Below are 14,916 nucleotides of genomic sequence, written 5' to 3'. Positions count from 1 at the left end.
GTGGCCGGCATCCATCCATCCGCTTCCGTATTGACCTTGCCAGCATTGCCGGCGCGTCGGCATCGCGAGGTGAACATCGTGCAGCACGGCGCGCGCCCCGGCGACACGCTCGCCACATCCGCGATCGCCGCAGCAATCGAGTCGTGCGCACGAAAAGGCGGCGGGCGCGTGATCGTGCCAAGTGGCCGGTTCCGAACCGGTGCCATCCAGCTGCGATCCGGTGTTGAACTCCACTTGAGGCGCGGTGCCGTCCTGTCCTTCAGTACTGATCCCGCTGACTATCCGCTGGTGGCGACACGGTGGGAGGGGGTGGAACTCATGAACTTCGCTCCCCTGATTGGCGCATGGGATGCGCACGACGTGGCAATCACGGGGGAGGGCACTCTCGATGGGAGCGCCAGCCCACAAACGTGGTGGTCATGGAGCGGCGGATCGCAATTTGGCTGGCACCCGGGTCTTCCGAACCAGCGCCGCGATCGTGCGACCCTTTTCGAAATGGCTGCCGCGGGCGTGGTGCGCGAACGGCGTGTTTTTGGACCGGGCCATTTCCTTCGCCCGATGTTTGTTCAGTTCCAGCGCTGCTCCCGCGTCTTGATCGAAGGCGTGACGATTCGCAATTCCCCATGTTGGGCGATCCACCCGGTGCTCAGCCGTGACGTGACCGTACGCGGGGTCACGGTCGTTGGCCACGGACCCAACACTGATGGCTGCAATCCGGAGTCGGTCGAACGGATGCTCATCGATCGCTGCACCTTTGACACCGGTGACGATTGCATCGCGATCAAATCAGGGCGCGATACGGATGGTCGCCGAATTGGCGTGCCCACGCGCGGGGTGGTAATTCGCGACTGTACGATGCGTGCCGGCCATGGCGGGGTGACCATCGGCAGCGAGATATCGGGTGGCGTTTCTGACATTCTGGTCGAGCGCTGTACAATGAGTTCGCCCGACCTCTGGTATGCCCTCCGGATTAAGACCAACCCGCGCCGCGGTGGTCGCATTAGCGGCATCCACCTGCGCGACATCACCGTTGGCCGCGTGGCGCGCGCGGCCATCGGCTGTGACTTCACCTACGAAGGACCGGAAGGCCCCTATCCACCCCAAGTTTGCGACGTCGTCATCGATCGGCTCCGCGCCGGCGACGTCGAGCGCGTCCTCGAACTGCATGGTCTGCCCGGTGCGCCGGTAGCTGGCCTGTCGCTACGTGACTGTCGGTTTGACCGGGTGCGCGCACCGAGTATCCTGGACATGGCCGCTCCCTTGACGCTGGAACGCGTGCGGGTGCGCGGCCGCCTGACGAGCCAACTCTAGCCGGCGCGCACTGGCATTGCACGAAGGGCGCCAGCGACGGCGTCGCGAAGCGGCTTAGCACGCATCACCGTGTCATAGGGCAGCGGGCGCTTGGGAAGGCCGTCCGGGCGGGGCGACGTGCCTTGCAGCCAACTGTACCGGTCCGAAAGGCCCCAGCACATAAGCGTGTCAATGCTTGTCTCGGCGAGTGTCAGATCGAGATAGGCGCGCGCCAAGTCGGCAACCGCGCGATCGCGCGTGGGAATCGCCGCGGGCAGCGCCTTGTCGTTGACGTCAAACTCCGTGACAAGCATTTTAAGCCCCATACCGCGCACGTCGCCCAGGAACCGCCGCCATTCCTCGGGCTGACGGCCCAACGTGGTGGCGACGCCTAGGCCATTGCTGCCGATATGCCCTTGAATCCCGAGCGCATCGACGGGCACGTTGAGTTGCTTCAACTCGGCCAGCAGCTTCAGCACAGCCGCGCGATGCGTCGCGCTGGTCGCGTCCCAGCTCATGTAATCGTTATAGACGAGTTGTGCGTGCGGCGCCGCCTCGCGGGCCACGTGGAACGCCAGCGCGATCGTTTCAATTGTGCCGCCGATCGCGCGCGACAGGCTCGTCTCGCGCAGGGTACCGGTCTTCTCGTCAATTGCTTCGTTGACCACGTCGAAGCTGTGCACCATCCCTGCATACCGTCCTACCACCTTGGCGACGTGCTCGGTCAATATCCGCTCGCCGGCAAGCCGCGGCTGGCTGCCGAAATCGTGCGCAGTCAGCCAGGCTGGCGTCCAGCGCGGATGCTGCCACAACAAGTTGTGGCCTCGAACCCCAAGGCCTTGCGCCTTGGCCCAAGCAACGATGCGATCGGCCGGACCGAATTCAAAGCGGTCAGCCGATGGGCGCATGATGCCCCATTTCATCTCGTTTTCGGGTACGATTAATCCACACTGTGAGGCGATCAGCGCGCGGTGTGCCGGATCCGCAAAGCCGCCCTCCGGCGTCTTCGGCTTGCCCATGCCCAATGCACTGCCAAAGCGCATTCCCTTGCGCCGAGCAAGAGCGTCAAGCGAAGGTTCCAAGGGCGCTGCGGACACGATGCCTGGCAGCGCTATGCCCGCAGTAGCAGCGGCAAGGAAGTGGCGCCGATCGATCATGCGGCGACTGCCTTAGCCGGGACGACGGGTCGCGTTGGCGCCTCGTCCAGCCTATATGCTTTGCGCACTAGATTATAGGACAGGTCGATTATTAGCTCCTCCGCCTCCCAGTCTTTCATCCGCCCCTCGGCGACGAGCTGCCCGAGGAAGGCGCAATCGACGCGCCGCGCGACGTCGTGTCGCGCGGGTATAGACAGAAACGCACGGGTGTCGTCGTTGAAGCCGACGGTGTTGTAGAAGCCTGCGGTCTCCGTGGTCATCTTGCGGAACCGGCGCATACCCTCTGGGCTGTCGTGGAACCACCAAGCGGGGCCGAGTTTCAGGCACGGGTAGTGGCCGGCCAGCGGCGCCAATTCTCGAGCGTAGCTCGTTTCGTCGAGCGTAAAAAGGATAATCGACAAGTCGCGCTCGTTGCCAAATGCATCAAGAAGCGGCTTGAGCGCATGGACGTAGTCGGTGCGTCCCGGAATGTCCGCACCCTTGTCGCGGCCATAAGCACCGTGTAACCAGCGATTGTGATTGCGCACCGAGCCTGGATGGATCTGCATCACCAGCCGATCATCCAAACTCATTCGCGCCATCTCGGTCAGCATTTGCGCGCGGAACAACTCGGCATCTGCGGACGTCCAGGTGCCGTGCATAACCTTGGCGAACAGCGCCTCGGCCTGGGAGGCGGACAAGTTGGCGGTGGCGGCGGTGGGGTGGCCATGGTCGCTGGACGTCGCGCCCATTGCGATGAACGCTTCGCGCCTCTTAAGATGTGCTGCGAGATAGCCGCGCCAGCTACCAACATCCTCTCCAGTGAGTTCGGCAAAACGGGCTAACGCAGGGCGGAAATCTTCGTGCTCGGGGTCGATCACTGCGTCGGGGCGATAGGCAGTGACTACCCGTCCCATCCAGCCCGAAGCGCGGATCGCCTCGTGATGTTCGAGCGTGTCGTGCGCGCCCTCGGTGGTCGCAATCAGTTCGATCCTGAACTGTTCGTACAGCGCCCGTGGCCGGAAACGGGGGGTGGTCAGAAGGTCGCCGATGCGGTCATAGTACAGGTCAGCCGTGTCGGGGCCGAGCGCCACATCAAAGCCGAACACTTCAGCAAAAACGTGATCCAGCCACAGCCGGGAAGGCGTTCCCCGGAACAAATGTTGATTGTCGGCAAACAGCCGCCATGCCGCGCGCGGGTCTGCACGGCCCGGCCGGTTGTGCGCCGGGATGCCTAACGCTTCCAGCGAGATTCCTTGCGAATAGAGCATCCGAAAAAGGTAGTGATCGGGCTGGAGCAGGAGTTCGGCGGCGTTGTCCCATGGCTGGTCGTAGGCGAACCAGCGCGGATCCGTATGCCCGTGCGGACTGACAATCGGAAGCGTCGCCACGCTCCCGTACAGCGTGCGCGCGATCTCGCGGGTGCGCGCCTCCGCAGGGAACAGGCGATCGGGATCGAGGCGAAGCGGTGAGGTCACGAAGCTTGTTCCTCTTGAACAGTTACTGTGCCAACGGTGGCACACCCGTCGCCTGCAATGCAAGCATGACAAGAATCTATCGTCGATTGACGGTGGTGACTTGGCAGCGAGTACGACACATCGTTGCAGCGGCTTGGCGACGCTCGCGGTCACGGCGGTTGTAGCCGCCGCGCGGCAGATCGACTTCACGCGCTGGTGAAGCTTCACGCCTTCGCCATTTATCGCGATCGCTCCCCGCGCCTGTGATGCTTGTCAACGAGGGCATGTCGGCGACCTTTCGTACAACGCGCAGGCGATGTCGCGGGCCGTCAAGTCGAACGGGAACCGGCGATCTGGGTCCGGGATAAGTGGGCGGGACACGGCGAGACTCGGTTTCAGGCGCGCACGGCGTTGACACGCGCGAAGCGCGGCGTGAGCAGATGGATGACGAGGATGGCGAGGAGATAGGTGCTGCCAGCGACGGCGAAAATCGGCGCGTAGCTCCCGGTTGAATCCAGGATGTAGCCGGTGAACTTCGCCATCATCATGCCGCCGATCGCGCCAACGGTACCGCCAATGCCAATTACCGACGCAACCGCACTGCGCGGAAACACGTCGGACGGCAACGTGTAGAGATTGGCCGAGAACGCCTGGTGCGCCGCCGTTGCCACCCCAAGCACAGCGACCGCAAGCCATAGATTGCTAATATACTGGGCAGAGACGATCGGCATCACCAGGATCGCGCAGGTGAGCATGGTCAGCTTGCGCGCCTTGTTCGCACTCATTCCGTGCTTCATCAATCGCGACGATGCCCAGCCGCCCGCGACGCTGCCGATGTCGGAGATCAGGTAGATCGCTACCAGCGGAGGCCCAAAGTTCTTTAGATCGAGGTGATACGTCTTGCCGAGGAAGTCTGGCGTCCAGAACAGAAAGAGCCACCAGATCGGATCGATCAGAAACCGCCCCAACGCATAGGCCCAGGTTTCGCGGTAGCTGAGCAATTTCAGCCAACCGATCTGCGGCCCCGCGTCGGCAGGGTCGCTCTCGATATAGGCGAGTTCGGCGGCCGATACCTTCCTGGACTCGCTCGGGCGGCGATAGAGGGCTATCCAGGCGACCAGCCAAACTAGGCTCGCCGCCCCCGTGACGATGAACGCCATCCGCCAGCCGAAAGCGAGCGTGATCGCCGGCACCACGAGCGGCGTGATGATTGCACCTAGGTTCGATCCCGCGTTGAAGATGCCCGTGGCCAGCGCCCGTTCGCGCGCCGGAAACCATTCGGTAACCGCCTTGATCCCTGAAGGAAAATTGCCGCTCTCGCCGATGCCGAGCACGAAGCGCGCGATCGAGAACTGGAAGGCCGAAGAGACAAAGCCGCACAAAGTATGGCCAAGGGTCCAAATCACAAAGGCGACCGAATAGCCCACGCGCGCACCGACTATGTCGACGATGCGGCCGAAGCTCAGGTAGCCAATCGCATAAGCCATCTGAAACCAGAAGATGACGTCGGCATACGTCGTCTCGTTCCAGCCGAGCTCGGCAGAGATGGTAGGTTTGAGCACCCCAATCATCTGCCGGTCGACATAGTTGATGGATGTGGCCGCGAATAACAGCCCGCAGATCACCCAGCGATAACGGCCGACATCGGGCGTACCTGTGTCCATTCGGGCGTTGTTCGTCACTGTGACTGCGCTCCCCGCGAGAGCACGTCGCCCCATCGACCGTCGAACGCCGCGCTTGCCGCCTTCCGCAGCGCGCCGAGAAGGGCGACATCAGCTGCGATTGAGGCTGACAGGCCCAGGTTCAATTGCACCAAGCGATCTACAACCGTCGTGGCGTCGCCTTCGGCCGCGGCAGCAAACAGCCGCGCGCCGGCCGGATCGATGATGGGGACGCCCTCTCGCGAGCAATGCATCAGGAACGCGACCCAGCAGCCGAGCGCTGCAACCACATGGGCCGGCAGGCGACCGGCGCGCCTGTTGGCGTCAAGCGTGTCGCCCAGGCGATAGGGCAGCTTCTGCGAACCGTCCTGCGCGATCTGGTCAAGCCGGTGGACAATCATCGGATTGGCGAAGCGCGCCAGCACCGCCTGGCGATAGGCGTCGACGTCAAATCCCGCCACGGCGGGTAGCATCGGTACAATGTCGGTGCTGATCATTGCATCGACGAACTGCGCGAGATCGGCATCTGCCATCGCGGCCGACACGCTGACATGACCACGCAACAGTCCCGCATAGGCGAGCGTTGAATGCGCACCGTTGAGGATGCGAAGTTTGGCCTTTTCATAACCGGCGACGTCGTACGTCACGGTCGCGCCAGCGGCAGCAAGGTCGGGGCCGAACGGGCGGCCGACATCCTCGATCACCCATTGCGTGAACGCTTCACGCTGTACCGGTGCGTGGTCCTCGAAGCCGAGGGCAGCGGTGACGTCGGCGAGCAACAGGTCGTCGGAGGCTGGTGTGATCGAGTCGACCATCGTCGAGGGCACCCGCACCTCGCCCGCGATCCAGTCCGCGAGATCTGCGTCGCGGACACGGGCGAAGGCGACCAAAGCGGCGTGTAGCTTCGCGCCGTTGCTGGCGAGATTGTCGCACGGCATCGGCATGAACGGTGCCAGGCGAGCCGCGCGACGAGCGGCGAGTCCGGACACCATCCAGCCGACCACACTCGCCGGCACATCGGCGCCGGAGAGATCGTGCACGATGTCAGGGTGAGACGCATCGAGCGTGCCGTCGGCAGCCAAGCAATAGCCCTTCTCGGTCACAGTCGTCGTGACCAGGCCGATGCGCGGATCGGCGAGCAACGCCTGCGTCTCCGCAGCGGCGTCTGGCCCCAGGAAACGGCAGTGCGCGCCGATCACTCGCAGCGACGGTCGGGAATCGCGAACCGCCAGCGTGTAGAGCCCGTCCTGTGCCGCGAGCGCCGCGACCGTGCCGCGACTGCGCATCGACACCGCAGCGATGCCCCAACGCGGATCCTCGCGCAGCACAGTATCGATATATGCGGCCTGATGCGCGCGGTGGAACGCGCCGGGGCCGAAATGAACGATGCCGACGCCGATGTCGTCGCGTCGGCTCGGACGCTCGATTTCTTGCGGCAAGGTTTCGAGTGCGGATAGGGTCAACAGGGTCACAGCGTCACGCCTCGCTTCCAGATCGCAATCTCGCGCTCGCCATTGCGTTCAGCGGCGGTGGTGGCACCCGACGCGATCGCGACAATGCGGTCGAGCAGCGCACGCTCCGCCGCCTCAAAGCCCTCGGCGAGCACCTGCCCAGCATCAAAGTCGATCCATCCTGGTTTGCGCTGGGCCAGCACGGTGTTCGACGCAATCTTGATCGTTGGCACTGGGAAGCCGAGCGGCGTACCGCGTCCTGTTGTGAACAGGATCACCGTCGCACCTGCCGCTGCCAGCGCGGTCGAGGACACCGCATCGTTGCCCGGTGCCTCCAGAATCGTCAGTCCGTCGATTGAAACACGATCGCCGTAGCCGATCACGTCGGTTACGGTCGCATGCCCGGCTTTCTGCACCGCGCCTAGCGACTTTTCCTCCAGCGTAGTGATGCCGCCGGCGACATTGCCCGGCGACGGATTGTCGGAAACGGGCTCGCCGTGATCGAGGAAATATCGCTTGAAGCCGTTCACCAGCTCGACGATCTTATCGAACACACCCGCATCGGCCGCGCGGTTCATCAGCATCTGTTCCGCACCGAACACCTCGGGGATTTCGGTCAGCAGCACGCGGCCTCCCACTTCGCTCACCCGGTCGCTCATCCGGCCGACCAGCGGATTTGCGGTCAGGCCCGACAGCCCATCCGACCCGCCGCACTTCACTCCCAGCACGAGCCGGTCGATCCCGACGCTTTGCCGCGGCGTCACCGCCGCTGCAGCGAGCTCGCGCACCAGCGCAATGCCCTCTTCGACTTCGTCGACGCTGAATTGCGCGGTCAGCGTGCGGATCGCGCCGTGCCGCCACGCGGGGATCGTCGCCAGTAGCGAAGCAATCTGGTTCTCCTCGCAGCCCAGTCCTACGATCAGCACGCCGCCGGCATTGGGGTGGCAGGCGAGGCTTGCGAGGATCGCGCGCGCGCCGTCGAGATCGTGGCCCAGTTGCGAACAGCCATGCGGATGTGTGAAGGCGTGGACGCCGTCGACCTCATTGCCGAGCAGCATCGCGGCCTTGGTGGCGATCCGTTCGGCGGTGCGTGCGACGCAGCCAACGGTAGGCAGGATCCAGATCTCGTTGCGCGTGCCGACGCTGCCGTCCGGGCGGACATAGCCTTCGAACGTCTGCCGCGAGGCCAACATCGGCCGTGCAGCTGCGACGGGCGTGTAGGCATAGGACTGCGTGCCCGCAAGGCTGGTCTCCAGATTGTCGCTATGGACATGCTCGCCGGCCCCGATCGCCCGCGTCGCAAGGCCGATCGGGAAGCCGAACTTGACGATCGCCGCGTCGGCCGGGATGTCTACGAGGGCGACCTTGTGCCCACGCCCGACATCCTGGCGCAGCACGATGCCTTCCACGCTTTCGCCCGCCCGCGCATCCTCGATCATCGTCGCAACACTGTCTGTGGCGTCGATCTTCAAAGCCTTCACTGTGCTGGTCCCTCAAGCTGGTAGTGGAATGCGTCTACAGCGTGCCGTTGGCCGCGCAGGAGCGCGTCCGTCACCAGCTGGAGCGGGGCCACGTCAACATCCCTTGCGTGCGACCGGCCGCAGGTGCGATCGATCGGCAGCAGCAGGCGATCCGCCGCCATCTTACTCCCGATATCCATCCTCGTGCTCGTCCCCCGGGACGCCACCGGAGCGCAAACGTCGGTCCCGTCGGCGATCGTCCTCCTGGCAAGCGCGCGAACGCTGTTGACGCTGGTTAAGAGTTCCGAATGGCCAGTGGTTGTGGCGCTCACCGATCGCATTTGGTCGGCGTCAAGGTGGTGCAACAGGGGCAAAGTTATTACTCCATTTCCTAAAGTAAGGACGCGTCTTTCACGAATCGGCCCCAATTTTTGCAGGTATAAAGGGCCAATCCGACAGCGCTTCGCGGGTAGCCGGCCTAAACCGGACAGCGGACTCTACCAATTCGCCTAGAGGGAACGCGGAAGGGGTTTTCAGACCAAAAGCTGCCGGTTTGGTTGCAACGTGAACGATCGACTTGGTCTTCCTGCCTGCAACAGTGTGATGTGCTGCGGTGCCGGATCGACGCCAATCAGCTTCTTCGCCGCCCCAAAAACGTCAGTGACCAAACGCCCGCTACCGCCGCCCCTGACACTCGCGATCAGGCTTCCGTCCAGCGTGAGGTCTGTCCGGCGAGGGAAATACTGAATTTTAGCTTCTCGGCCGCCGTCGGTACGCATCGTCAGGATCGCGCCGGCCGCGGCCGAGTGCGTCGGGCGGAACGTCCAGTGCAGTTCGTCCGGCTCCTCGCGGACGCCGATCAGGCGCCACGTGTAGTCGACCATGACAAGCGCGCAAGGCGAGTAGTTCGGTGCGTCGGCACCCGCGGTGAAGACGCCGGTGTCGGGATCGATCTGCTGGCGAAAGCTCATGTCTGCCTGGATCGCCTCGCACCATTGGTTCATCATCATGGTGAATTCGGCAGCGCGGCCATAATGGTCGAACCAGCGACCGGCGCGCAAAGCCGTCAGCGCCTGCGCAGGACCGCCCCAACTGTTGGCGACGATGGGCCGGACGAAGCTGTCGTCGTCCGCGGCGATCGAGGGCAGCGGGAAGCGCGTCCAGAACGCCTTGGGATTGCCGAGCTGGCGCTTCCATAACTGGTCGAACATCGCCTGGTCGGGGACATGCTCGCCGCACATCCGCGTGAGGATGTCTGAGCGGATCGCAACGAACCGATCCTGGGCGTCGCGGTCGTAGAAGGCAGCATCGTTCGCGGACCAGAGCCGTGCCAAGATCGCGTTTCGCAGCGTGGCGGCCTGCTCGGTCCAGCGATCAGCCTCGTCACGCCGCCCCAGCGCGAGCGCCATCGCCGCAAGTGCTTTCCGGCCGCCATACACCGTTGCCGACAGGTCGGGGCACAGCCGCGGAAGCGACGCGATCGGTGCGTGCGCCTTGGCATTCTTGTTCGGGCATTGATTGGGAACGCCGCGCCAGCGCGGGCTGTTGTCGTGGCCCGAGTCGTAGGTGCAGAACCCCTCGACCAGCCCGGTCCCGCGCGTGTTGCGATAGCGCGTCAGCCACGCATCCCACGCAGCGCAGCTGCGATAGGCGGCGCGTAGCAGCGCGTCGTCGCCGGTTGCACGCGCGAGTTCCCATGCGGTGGCGGCGATCGGCACGACCATCTGGATTTGACCGAAGCCGGTTTCGGTCTCCTTGTTGTTGGCGGGCAGTTGCCCGTCGGCACGCTGCAAGTCGAAGAAAGTCATGTGACTGTCGCGCGCGACGTCGGGACGGAATTTGCGGTACACCAGCGCCTCATGGGGCCCACATTCCTGCCAGATGCCGCGATACACAGACCCCTCAATGAGCACGGGCCGGTCGACATAGGGCATGACCTGAACGTTGCCGGCGAGAACCGCTAGCGCTTTATCGTACGCCGCCTGCCACCGCGCATTGCCCGTGATGAAGCGAGGGGCATCGCTCGACGCGGCGCGAGCGGGGAGCGCCAGCGAAGCGGCGCCGGCAGCGCTTGCGGCGAGAAAGAAGCGACGGTCCATCATTGATCCTCGGCGCGTGGGTGATCGACATGGACCCAGTCTATATCGATCGATCCGCCTGGTTCGCCCCGCGTAAAGCTGAACAATGCGGGTCGCGATCCCTTCCACCACGAGAAGCGCGCAAGCGGGATGGCCTCGCCGATCACCCGGAACGATGCGCCCCCGTCAAGGCTGTAGCTGTATTGCACGGCCTGTTCAGGACCGACCTCCGCCCGCAGGTCGACGGTGCGGGTGTCGAGCGCTGGGCCAGGGGTTTCCGCACCCTTGATCGCGAGCGTCACGCGCAATCGCCCGGCGTCGCGTACCAGGCCGATCCAGCTAGGGCCGACGCCAAACAGCGAGAGACCGGCTCGCTGGCCGTCGCGCATCCGCGTCGCATCGAGCCTTGTGGTGATGCGCGCGCGCGGACCCTGAAGGACTTGCGTCAGCGTGTTGCGCGCAGTGACGAGATGGTCGGCTCGACTGGCGATGAGACGCAGGAAGCCGGCCCGCGCGGTCAGGCTCCAGCGTCTATCATCGGGATTGTGGTTCCACTCCCATTGCTGGCCGAGCTTGGGTATCGAGAACGCGTCCGATTCCTGGAGGGTGTCGCGGGTAGGCGAATGACCGGTATCCGGCATCAAGAACGTTGCGACCGGCTGGCCGCCGGTTTCGCCCGGGATCGGCGCGCCAATCAGCGGCCAGTCGTCCCGCCACACGAGCGGTTCGAGATAGGCTATGCGCCCAAAGGCGCCCGTACTGTTGAAATGAACGAACCAGCCTTGTCCCGACGGCGTTTCGACCCAGCCGCCCTGGTGCGGGCCTTCGAGCTTGGTCGTGCCCTGGCTCAGCACGACACGCTGCTCATAGGGGCCGGCGATCGATCGCGAGCGCAGCGCGACCTGGGCGCCTTTCTCGACGCCACCGAAGGGCGCAAGGATGTAATAATAGCCGTTACGCTTGTAGAGTTTCGGGCCTTCGAGGATCGGCAGCCGCGCCTTGTCCTCGACGATCACCGTTCCCGCGTCGAGCACGCGACGTCCGTCGGGGGACATGCGGTGCAAAATCAGCGGCCCCGCGCCATGGCGGGAATGGACGAGCCATGCGGTACCGTCATCGTCCCAGAACGGGCACGGATCCTCTAGCTTGGGCTGGTCGATCACCTTGACGGGCGCGTCCCACGGCCCGTCCGCGCGCGCGGCGCTCGCCATGAAGATGCCCTCGTCCGGGGTCGCGAAATAGACGAAGAAACGACCGGCATGGAAGCGGATCGACGGGGCCCAGACGCCGCCGGCGTAGCGCGTGCCGCCGATCGGCTTCGAAATCGCATCCGTCAGCGTGTGCGGGCCGGGCATGTCGTATTCGGCCGCGAACGGCAGGCGCGGCAGGACATGACCGATGATCGTCCAGTGGACGAGATCGCGCGATCGCAGGATCGGGATGCCCGGCGAAAAGTGGAAGCTGGACGCGACCATGTAGTAATCGCGGCCAACCCGGATGATGTCGGGATCCGAATAGTCCGCGTAGAGAATAGGGTTGGCGTGGGTGTCTTTCCGCGGGGCCGCGCCCGAGGCGGTACAGACCGCGAGCGCCGCAGCGGTCGCTAAGTTCCAGCGGCGCTTAACCATGCTTCTCTCCCGTTGCGCCGGCTCAGACCGGTCGAGCTGTTGCGATAGCGGTATCATGAGACGCTTGCCACGCGGTCTCTAAATACGTCCGAAAAGCTCGAGTCACGCGCCCTGCCATTCATTCCGGCGCACCGAGTTGCGCAACCGCGTCCGACCGAATCTTACGTTAATCAAGCTCCTGCTTGACACGCAAACCTGATCATATAGAAGCTGCTCCCACATAATGGCATTACCTGTCAAGTCCTAGCATGTAGTGGGCCGAGGGGAGCCTCGTGTGAACAGGGACAACTGCCGGTGCGCAAACGCTCGCCGTTGAAAGGGAGGGTCGGATGAGCGCTATGGTCCAACGCCACTGCAAGCGCATTTTTGCGCGGAACGATGCTTGCAACACTGGAGCGGGTTTGTTCGGGGGCGCCACCAACGTCTTCAATAAGAACCCGCCAATCACGACGCAGGGCCCGAGTGCATACACGTTCGCCGCTACCTATGACGTACTCGGCACCGAGTTCTGCCTCGGTGCCGCGCTGAAAATTTTGATTCTCCTGGGCGGGGCAGCATGGCCGCCGTATTTTTATCAATGACCGGGAGCTGGATACGATGACGATGGACCGCCGTTCGATCATTATGGGTGGGGCGGGGCTCGCCGCCCTTTCCGGGGCCGCGACCGGGCACTCGCAGCCTGTTGCGTCCAGCGCACCGGGTGCACCCGGTTGCTGGGTGGACGTTCGCCAGCACGGCGCAACCGGTGACGGAGCCACGATCGACTCGCCCGCTTTCAACCGTGCGATTGATGCGGTGGCAGCGCGTGGCGGCGGTACCGTCCATGTCCCCGCCGGCATCTATGCCTGCTACACGATCCGGCTGAAGAGCCACATCACGCTGCATCTCGACAATGGTGCGACGATCCTCGCCGCTGCTCCCAACGGAACGGTTGGTTATGACATCGCCGAAGCCAATGCGTTCGATGCGTTCCAAGATTTCGGCCACAGTCACTGGAAGAACAGCCTTATCTGGGGCGAAGGCCTGCACGACGTGGCGATCGTCGGTGCGGGGCTTATCTGGGGCAAGGGCCTAGGCCGGGGCGACGGTAAGGACGATTGGCTGAAGGACCCGAACGGCCCTGGCACCGGCAACAAGGCGATTGCCTTGAAAAACTGCCGGAACGTGCTGCTGCGCGACTTCAAGATCCTTGAGGGTGGCTGGTTCGCGCTGCTTGCAACGGGTGTCGATAATCTGACGATCGACAACCTGCTTGTCGATACCAACCGCGATGGATTCGACATCGACTGCTGTCGCAACGTTCGGATCAGCAACTGCACGGTCAACGCGCCCTATGACGACGCGATCTGCCCTAAGAGCAGCTATGCGCTTGGCGAACCACGGATCACCGAGAACCTGACAATCGCGAACTGCTTCGTAACCGGCAACTACAAGATCGGCTCGGTGATCGACGGCAGCTGGCAGAAGATGCCCGCATCGTTCGCCAAGACGATACATGGCCGGATCAAGTTCGGAACGGAGACAAATGGCGGGTTTCGCAACATCGCGGTGACCAACTGCATATTCGAGGACAGCCGCGGGCTCGCATTCGAAACGGTGGACGGTGCGATGATCGAGGATGTCGTGGTCAGTAACATCACCATGCGCGGGATCATCGATGCGCCGCTGTTCCTCCGGCTCGGCCGGCGGATGCGCGGGCCGAAGGGGCGGCCGATCGGCACGTTGCGGCGCATTCTGATCCAGAATATCGTCAGCTCGAACGCGACCTTGCTTCCCTCCGTGATTGCCGGACTTGCGGGACACCCGATCGAGGACGTCCGCATCAGCGACGTTTTCCTGCACCAGGTCGGGGGTGCGCCGGCAGCGATGGCGCGCGTGCAGCCGCCGGAAGAGGAACTCGGCTACCCCGAGGCCACGATGTTCGGCGATCTGCCCGCAACCGGGCTGTTCGTGCGGCACGCGCGCAATCTGGAACTCAGCAACATCGAGATCGCGGTCGCGACGGCTGATCCACGCCCGGCATTCCGGCTGGAGGACGTCGTCGATGCGGATGCGTTCCGGGTGAAGGTGCCGGCCGGAGTAGGATTCGCGCTGAAGGACGTCACCGGCTTTCGCAGCTTCGGCAGCCGAACCGTTCTCGATCGTACGATCGCCGGCCCGTTCACCGGCGTGGTTTAAGAACATGGACAATCAGTAGGTGCGCGCTGCTCGTCTACAGTGTTTAGATGGGCTGGCGGGGCGATGAGGCGGTCCACCGGACTGCCGTGCTCAAATTGCTCGAAGACGTTAAGAAGCGGGGTACGGCGGTAGATGCGCTGGGCGTCGAGAGCCATCTCAGCAGTAAATACAGCGACAGCCCGACAGGGTTGGGCGCCGTCGACGAGCGCGCATGGCGCGACTTACTAGAAACGGTGACAGGGATGGGATTGGACCTGCTGGTCATCGAGTTGGATGTACACGGCAATCCGCTGCGGACTTCGATCGATCGGCGCGATGCGGAAGTCGCGGCGCATTCACGCGCCTATCAGTACCTGATGCTGTCCTACCCGCAAACTAGCATCGTCATGTGCTGGGGTCTGAGCGAACGCTATAGCTGGCTTAGCGGCTTCCGCCCCCGTGCTGATGGCCTGCCAAAGTGGCCTTGTCCCTTCGACGCCGAGTTCCGTCTCAAGCCAATGCGCGACCCGATCACTGCCGCATTCGCCTCCGCGCGCGCGTGACCGACTTTTACTTTGACGATGACACGTCAGCGCAG

11 protein-coding genes are annotated in these 14,916 nt (G+C 63.8%); 4 read left to right on the top strand and 7 right to left on the bottom strand.

Translation table 11 applies throughout. The annotated features are described in order from the left end of the window. Window positions 1-1,311, top strand: a complete 1,311-nt coding sequence (locus QFZ54_RS18310; RefSeq protein ID WP_307089868.1) for a glycoside hydrolase family 28 protein — start codon at window positions 1-3, stop codon at window positions 1,309-1,311. On the opposite strand, the gene QFZ54_RS18305 is transcribed toward QFZ54_RS18310, so the two are convergent. The 7 genes from QFZ54_RS18305 to QFZ54_RS18275 all read right to left on the bottom strand — a co-directional run bounded on the left by QFZ54_RS18305 (window position 1,308) and on the right by QFZ54_RS18275 (window position 12,161). Further along, window positions 1,308-2,447 carry an endo-1,4-beta-xylanase gene (locus QFZ54_RS18305; RefSeq protein WP_307089865.1) on the bottom strand — a complete coding sequence of 380 codons (1,140 nt, stop codon included), beginning with the start codon at window positions 2,445-2,447 and terminating at the stop codon, window positions 1,308-1,310. The two genes, QFZ54_RS18310 and QFZ54_RS18305, sit on opposite strands and share 4 nt — an antisense overlap. Further along, entirely contained in the window at window positions 2,444-3,904 is a 1,461-nt protein-coding gene (gene uxaC / locus QFZ54_RS18300; protein ID WP_307089863.1) for a glucuronate isomerase, read from the bottom strand. Before uxaC ends, QFZ54_RS18305 begins: the two co-directional genes overlap by 4 nt. Window positions 3,905-4,278: 374 nt before the next feature. Further along, complete coding sequence (locus tag QFZ54_RS18295) at window positions 4,279-5,547, bottom strand: MFS transporter (RefSeq protein ID WP_307089862.1); 1,269 nt, start codon at window positions 5,545-5,547, stop codon at window positions 4,279-4,281. A 14-nt stretch (window positions 5,548-5,561) separates the two neighbouring features. Next, entirely contained in the window at window positions 5,562-7,016 is a 1,455-nt protein-coding gene (locus tag QFZ54_RS18290; RefSeq protein WP_307089860.1) for a mannitol dehydrogenase family protein, read from the bottom strand. Further along, entirely contained in the window at window positions 7,013-8,434 is a 1,422-nt protein-coding gene (locus QFZ54_RS18285; RefSeq protein WP_373458652.1) for a UxaA family hydrolase, read from the bottom strand. The genes QFZ54_RS18290 and QFZ54_RS18285 overlap by 4 nt, the downstream gene beginning before the upstream one ends. Window positions 8,435-8,988: 554 nt before the next feature. Continuing rightward, window positions 8,989-10,554: an MGH1-like glycoside hydrolase domain-containing protein gene (locus QFZ54_RS18280; RefSeq protein WP_307089856.1), complete on the bottom strand. Its 1,566-nt coding sequence runs from the start codon at window positions 10,552-10,554 to the stop codon at window positions 8,989-8,991. Continuing rightward, window positions 10,554-12,161 (bottom strand): glycoside hydrolase family 43 protein, encoded by a 1,608-nt coding sequence (locus tag QFZ54_RS18275; RefSeq protein ID WP_307089854.1) that lies wholly within the window; start codon window positions 12,159-12,161, stop codon window positions 10,554-10,556. Before QFZ54_RS18275 ends, QFZ54_RS18280 begins: the two co-directional genes overlap by 1 nt. 329 nt (window positions 12,162-12,490) lie before the next feature. On the opposite strand from QFZ54_RS18275, the gene QFZ54_RS18270 reads away from it, so the two are divergent. From QFZ54_RS18270 to QFZ54_RS18260, 3 genes are read left to right on the top strand one after another with little or no spacing between them, the layout of a single operon-like run. Next, window positions 12,491-12,742, top strand: a complete 252-nt coding sequence (locus QFZ54_RS18270; protein ID WP_307089852.1) for a hypothetical protein — start codon at window positions 12,491-12,493, stop codon at window positions 12,740-12,742. A gap of 16 nt (window positions 12,743-12,758) precedes the next feature. Next, window positions 12,759-14,339 carry a rhamnogalacturonidase gene (locus QFZ54_RS18265; RefSeq protein ID WP_307089850.1) on the top strand — a complete coding sequence of 527 codons (1,581 nt, stop codon included), beginning with the start codon at window positions 12,759-12,761 and terminating at the stop codon, window positions 14,337-14,339. A 47-nt stretch (window positions 14,340-14,386) separates the two neighbouring features. Then, window positions 14,387-14,881 (top strand): endo-1,4-beta-xylanase, encoded by a 495-nt coding sequence (locus QFZ54_RS18260; protein WP_307089847.1) that lies wholly within the window; start codon window positions 14,387-14,389, stop codon window positions 14,879-14,881. Window positions 14,882-14,916: the final 35 nt, after the last annotated feature.

It is taken from the genome of Sphingomonas faeni (assembly GCF_030817315.1).
Taxonomy (GTDB): domain Bacteria; phylum Pseudomonadota; class Alphaproteobacteria; order Sphingomonadales; family Sphingomonadaceae; genus Sphingomonas; species Sphingomonas faeni_C.
This window is presented reverse-complemented; position numbering and strand designations above follow the sequence as displayed.

What these genes read in the sequence shown, in the direction of transcription:
- QFZ54_RS18305 (WP_307089865.1), bottom strand. Translation starts at nt 2,447, where the DNA reads ATGATCGATCGGCGCCACTTCCTTGCCGCTGCTACTGCGGGCATAGCG.
- QFZ54_RS18295 (WP_307089862.1), bottom strand. Translation starts at nt 5,547, where the DNA reads ATGGACACAGGTACGCCCGATGTCGGCCGTTATCGCTGGGTGATCTGC.
- QFZ54_RS18285 (WP_373458652.1), bottom strand. Translation starts at nt 8,434, where the DNA reads ATGATCGAGGATGCGCGGGCGGGCGAAAGCGTGGAAGGCATCGTGCTG.
- QFZ54_RS18280 (WP_307089856.1), bottom strand. Translation starts at nt 10,554, where the DNA reads ATGGACCGTCGCTTCTTTCTCGCCGCAAGCGCTGCCGGCGCCGCTTCG.
- QFZ54_RS18275 (WP_307089854.1), bottom strand. Translation starts at nt 12,161, where the DNA reads ATGGTTAAGCGCCGCTGGAACTTAGCGACCGCTGCGGCGCTCGCGGTC.
- QFZ54_RS18270 (WP_307089852.1), top strand. Translation starts at nt 12,491, where the DNA reads ATGAGCGCTATGGTCCAACGCCACTGCAAGCGCATTTTTGCGCGGAAC.
- QFZ54_RS18265 (WP_307089850.1), top strand. Translation starts at nt 12,759, where the DNA reads ATGACGATGGACCGCCGTTCGATCATTATGGGTGGGGCGGGGCTCGCC.
- QFZ54_RS18260 (WP_307089847.1), top strand. Translation starts at nt 14,387, where the DNA reads ATGGGCTGGCGGGGCGATGAGGCGGTCCACCGGACTGCCGTGCTCAAA.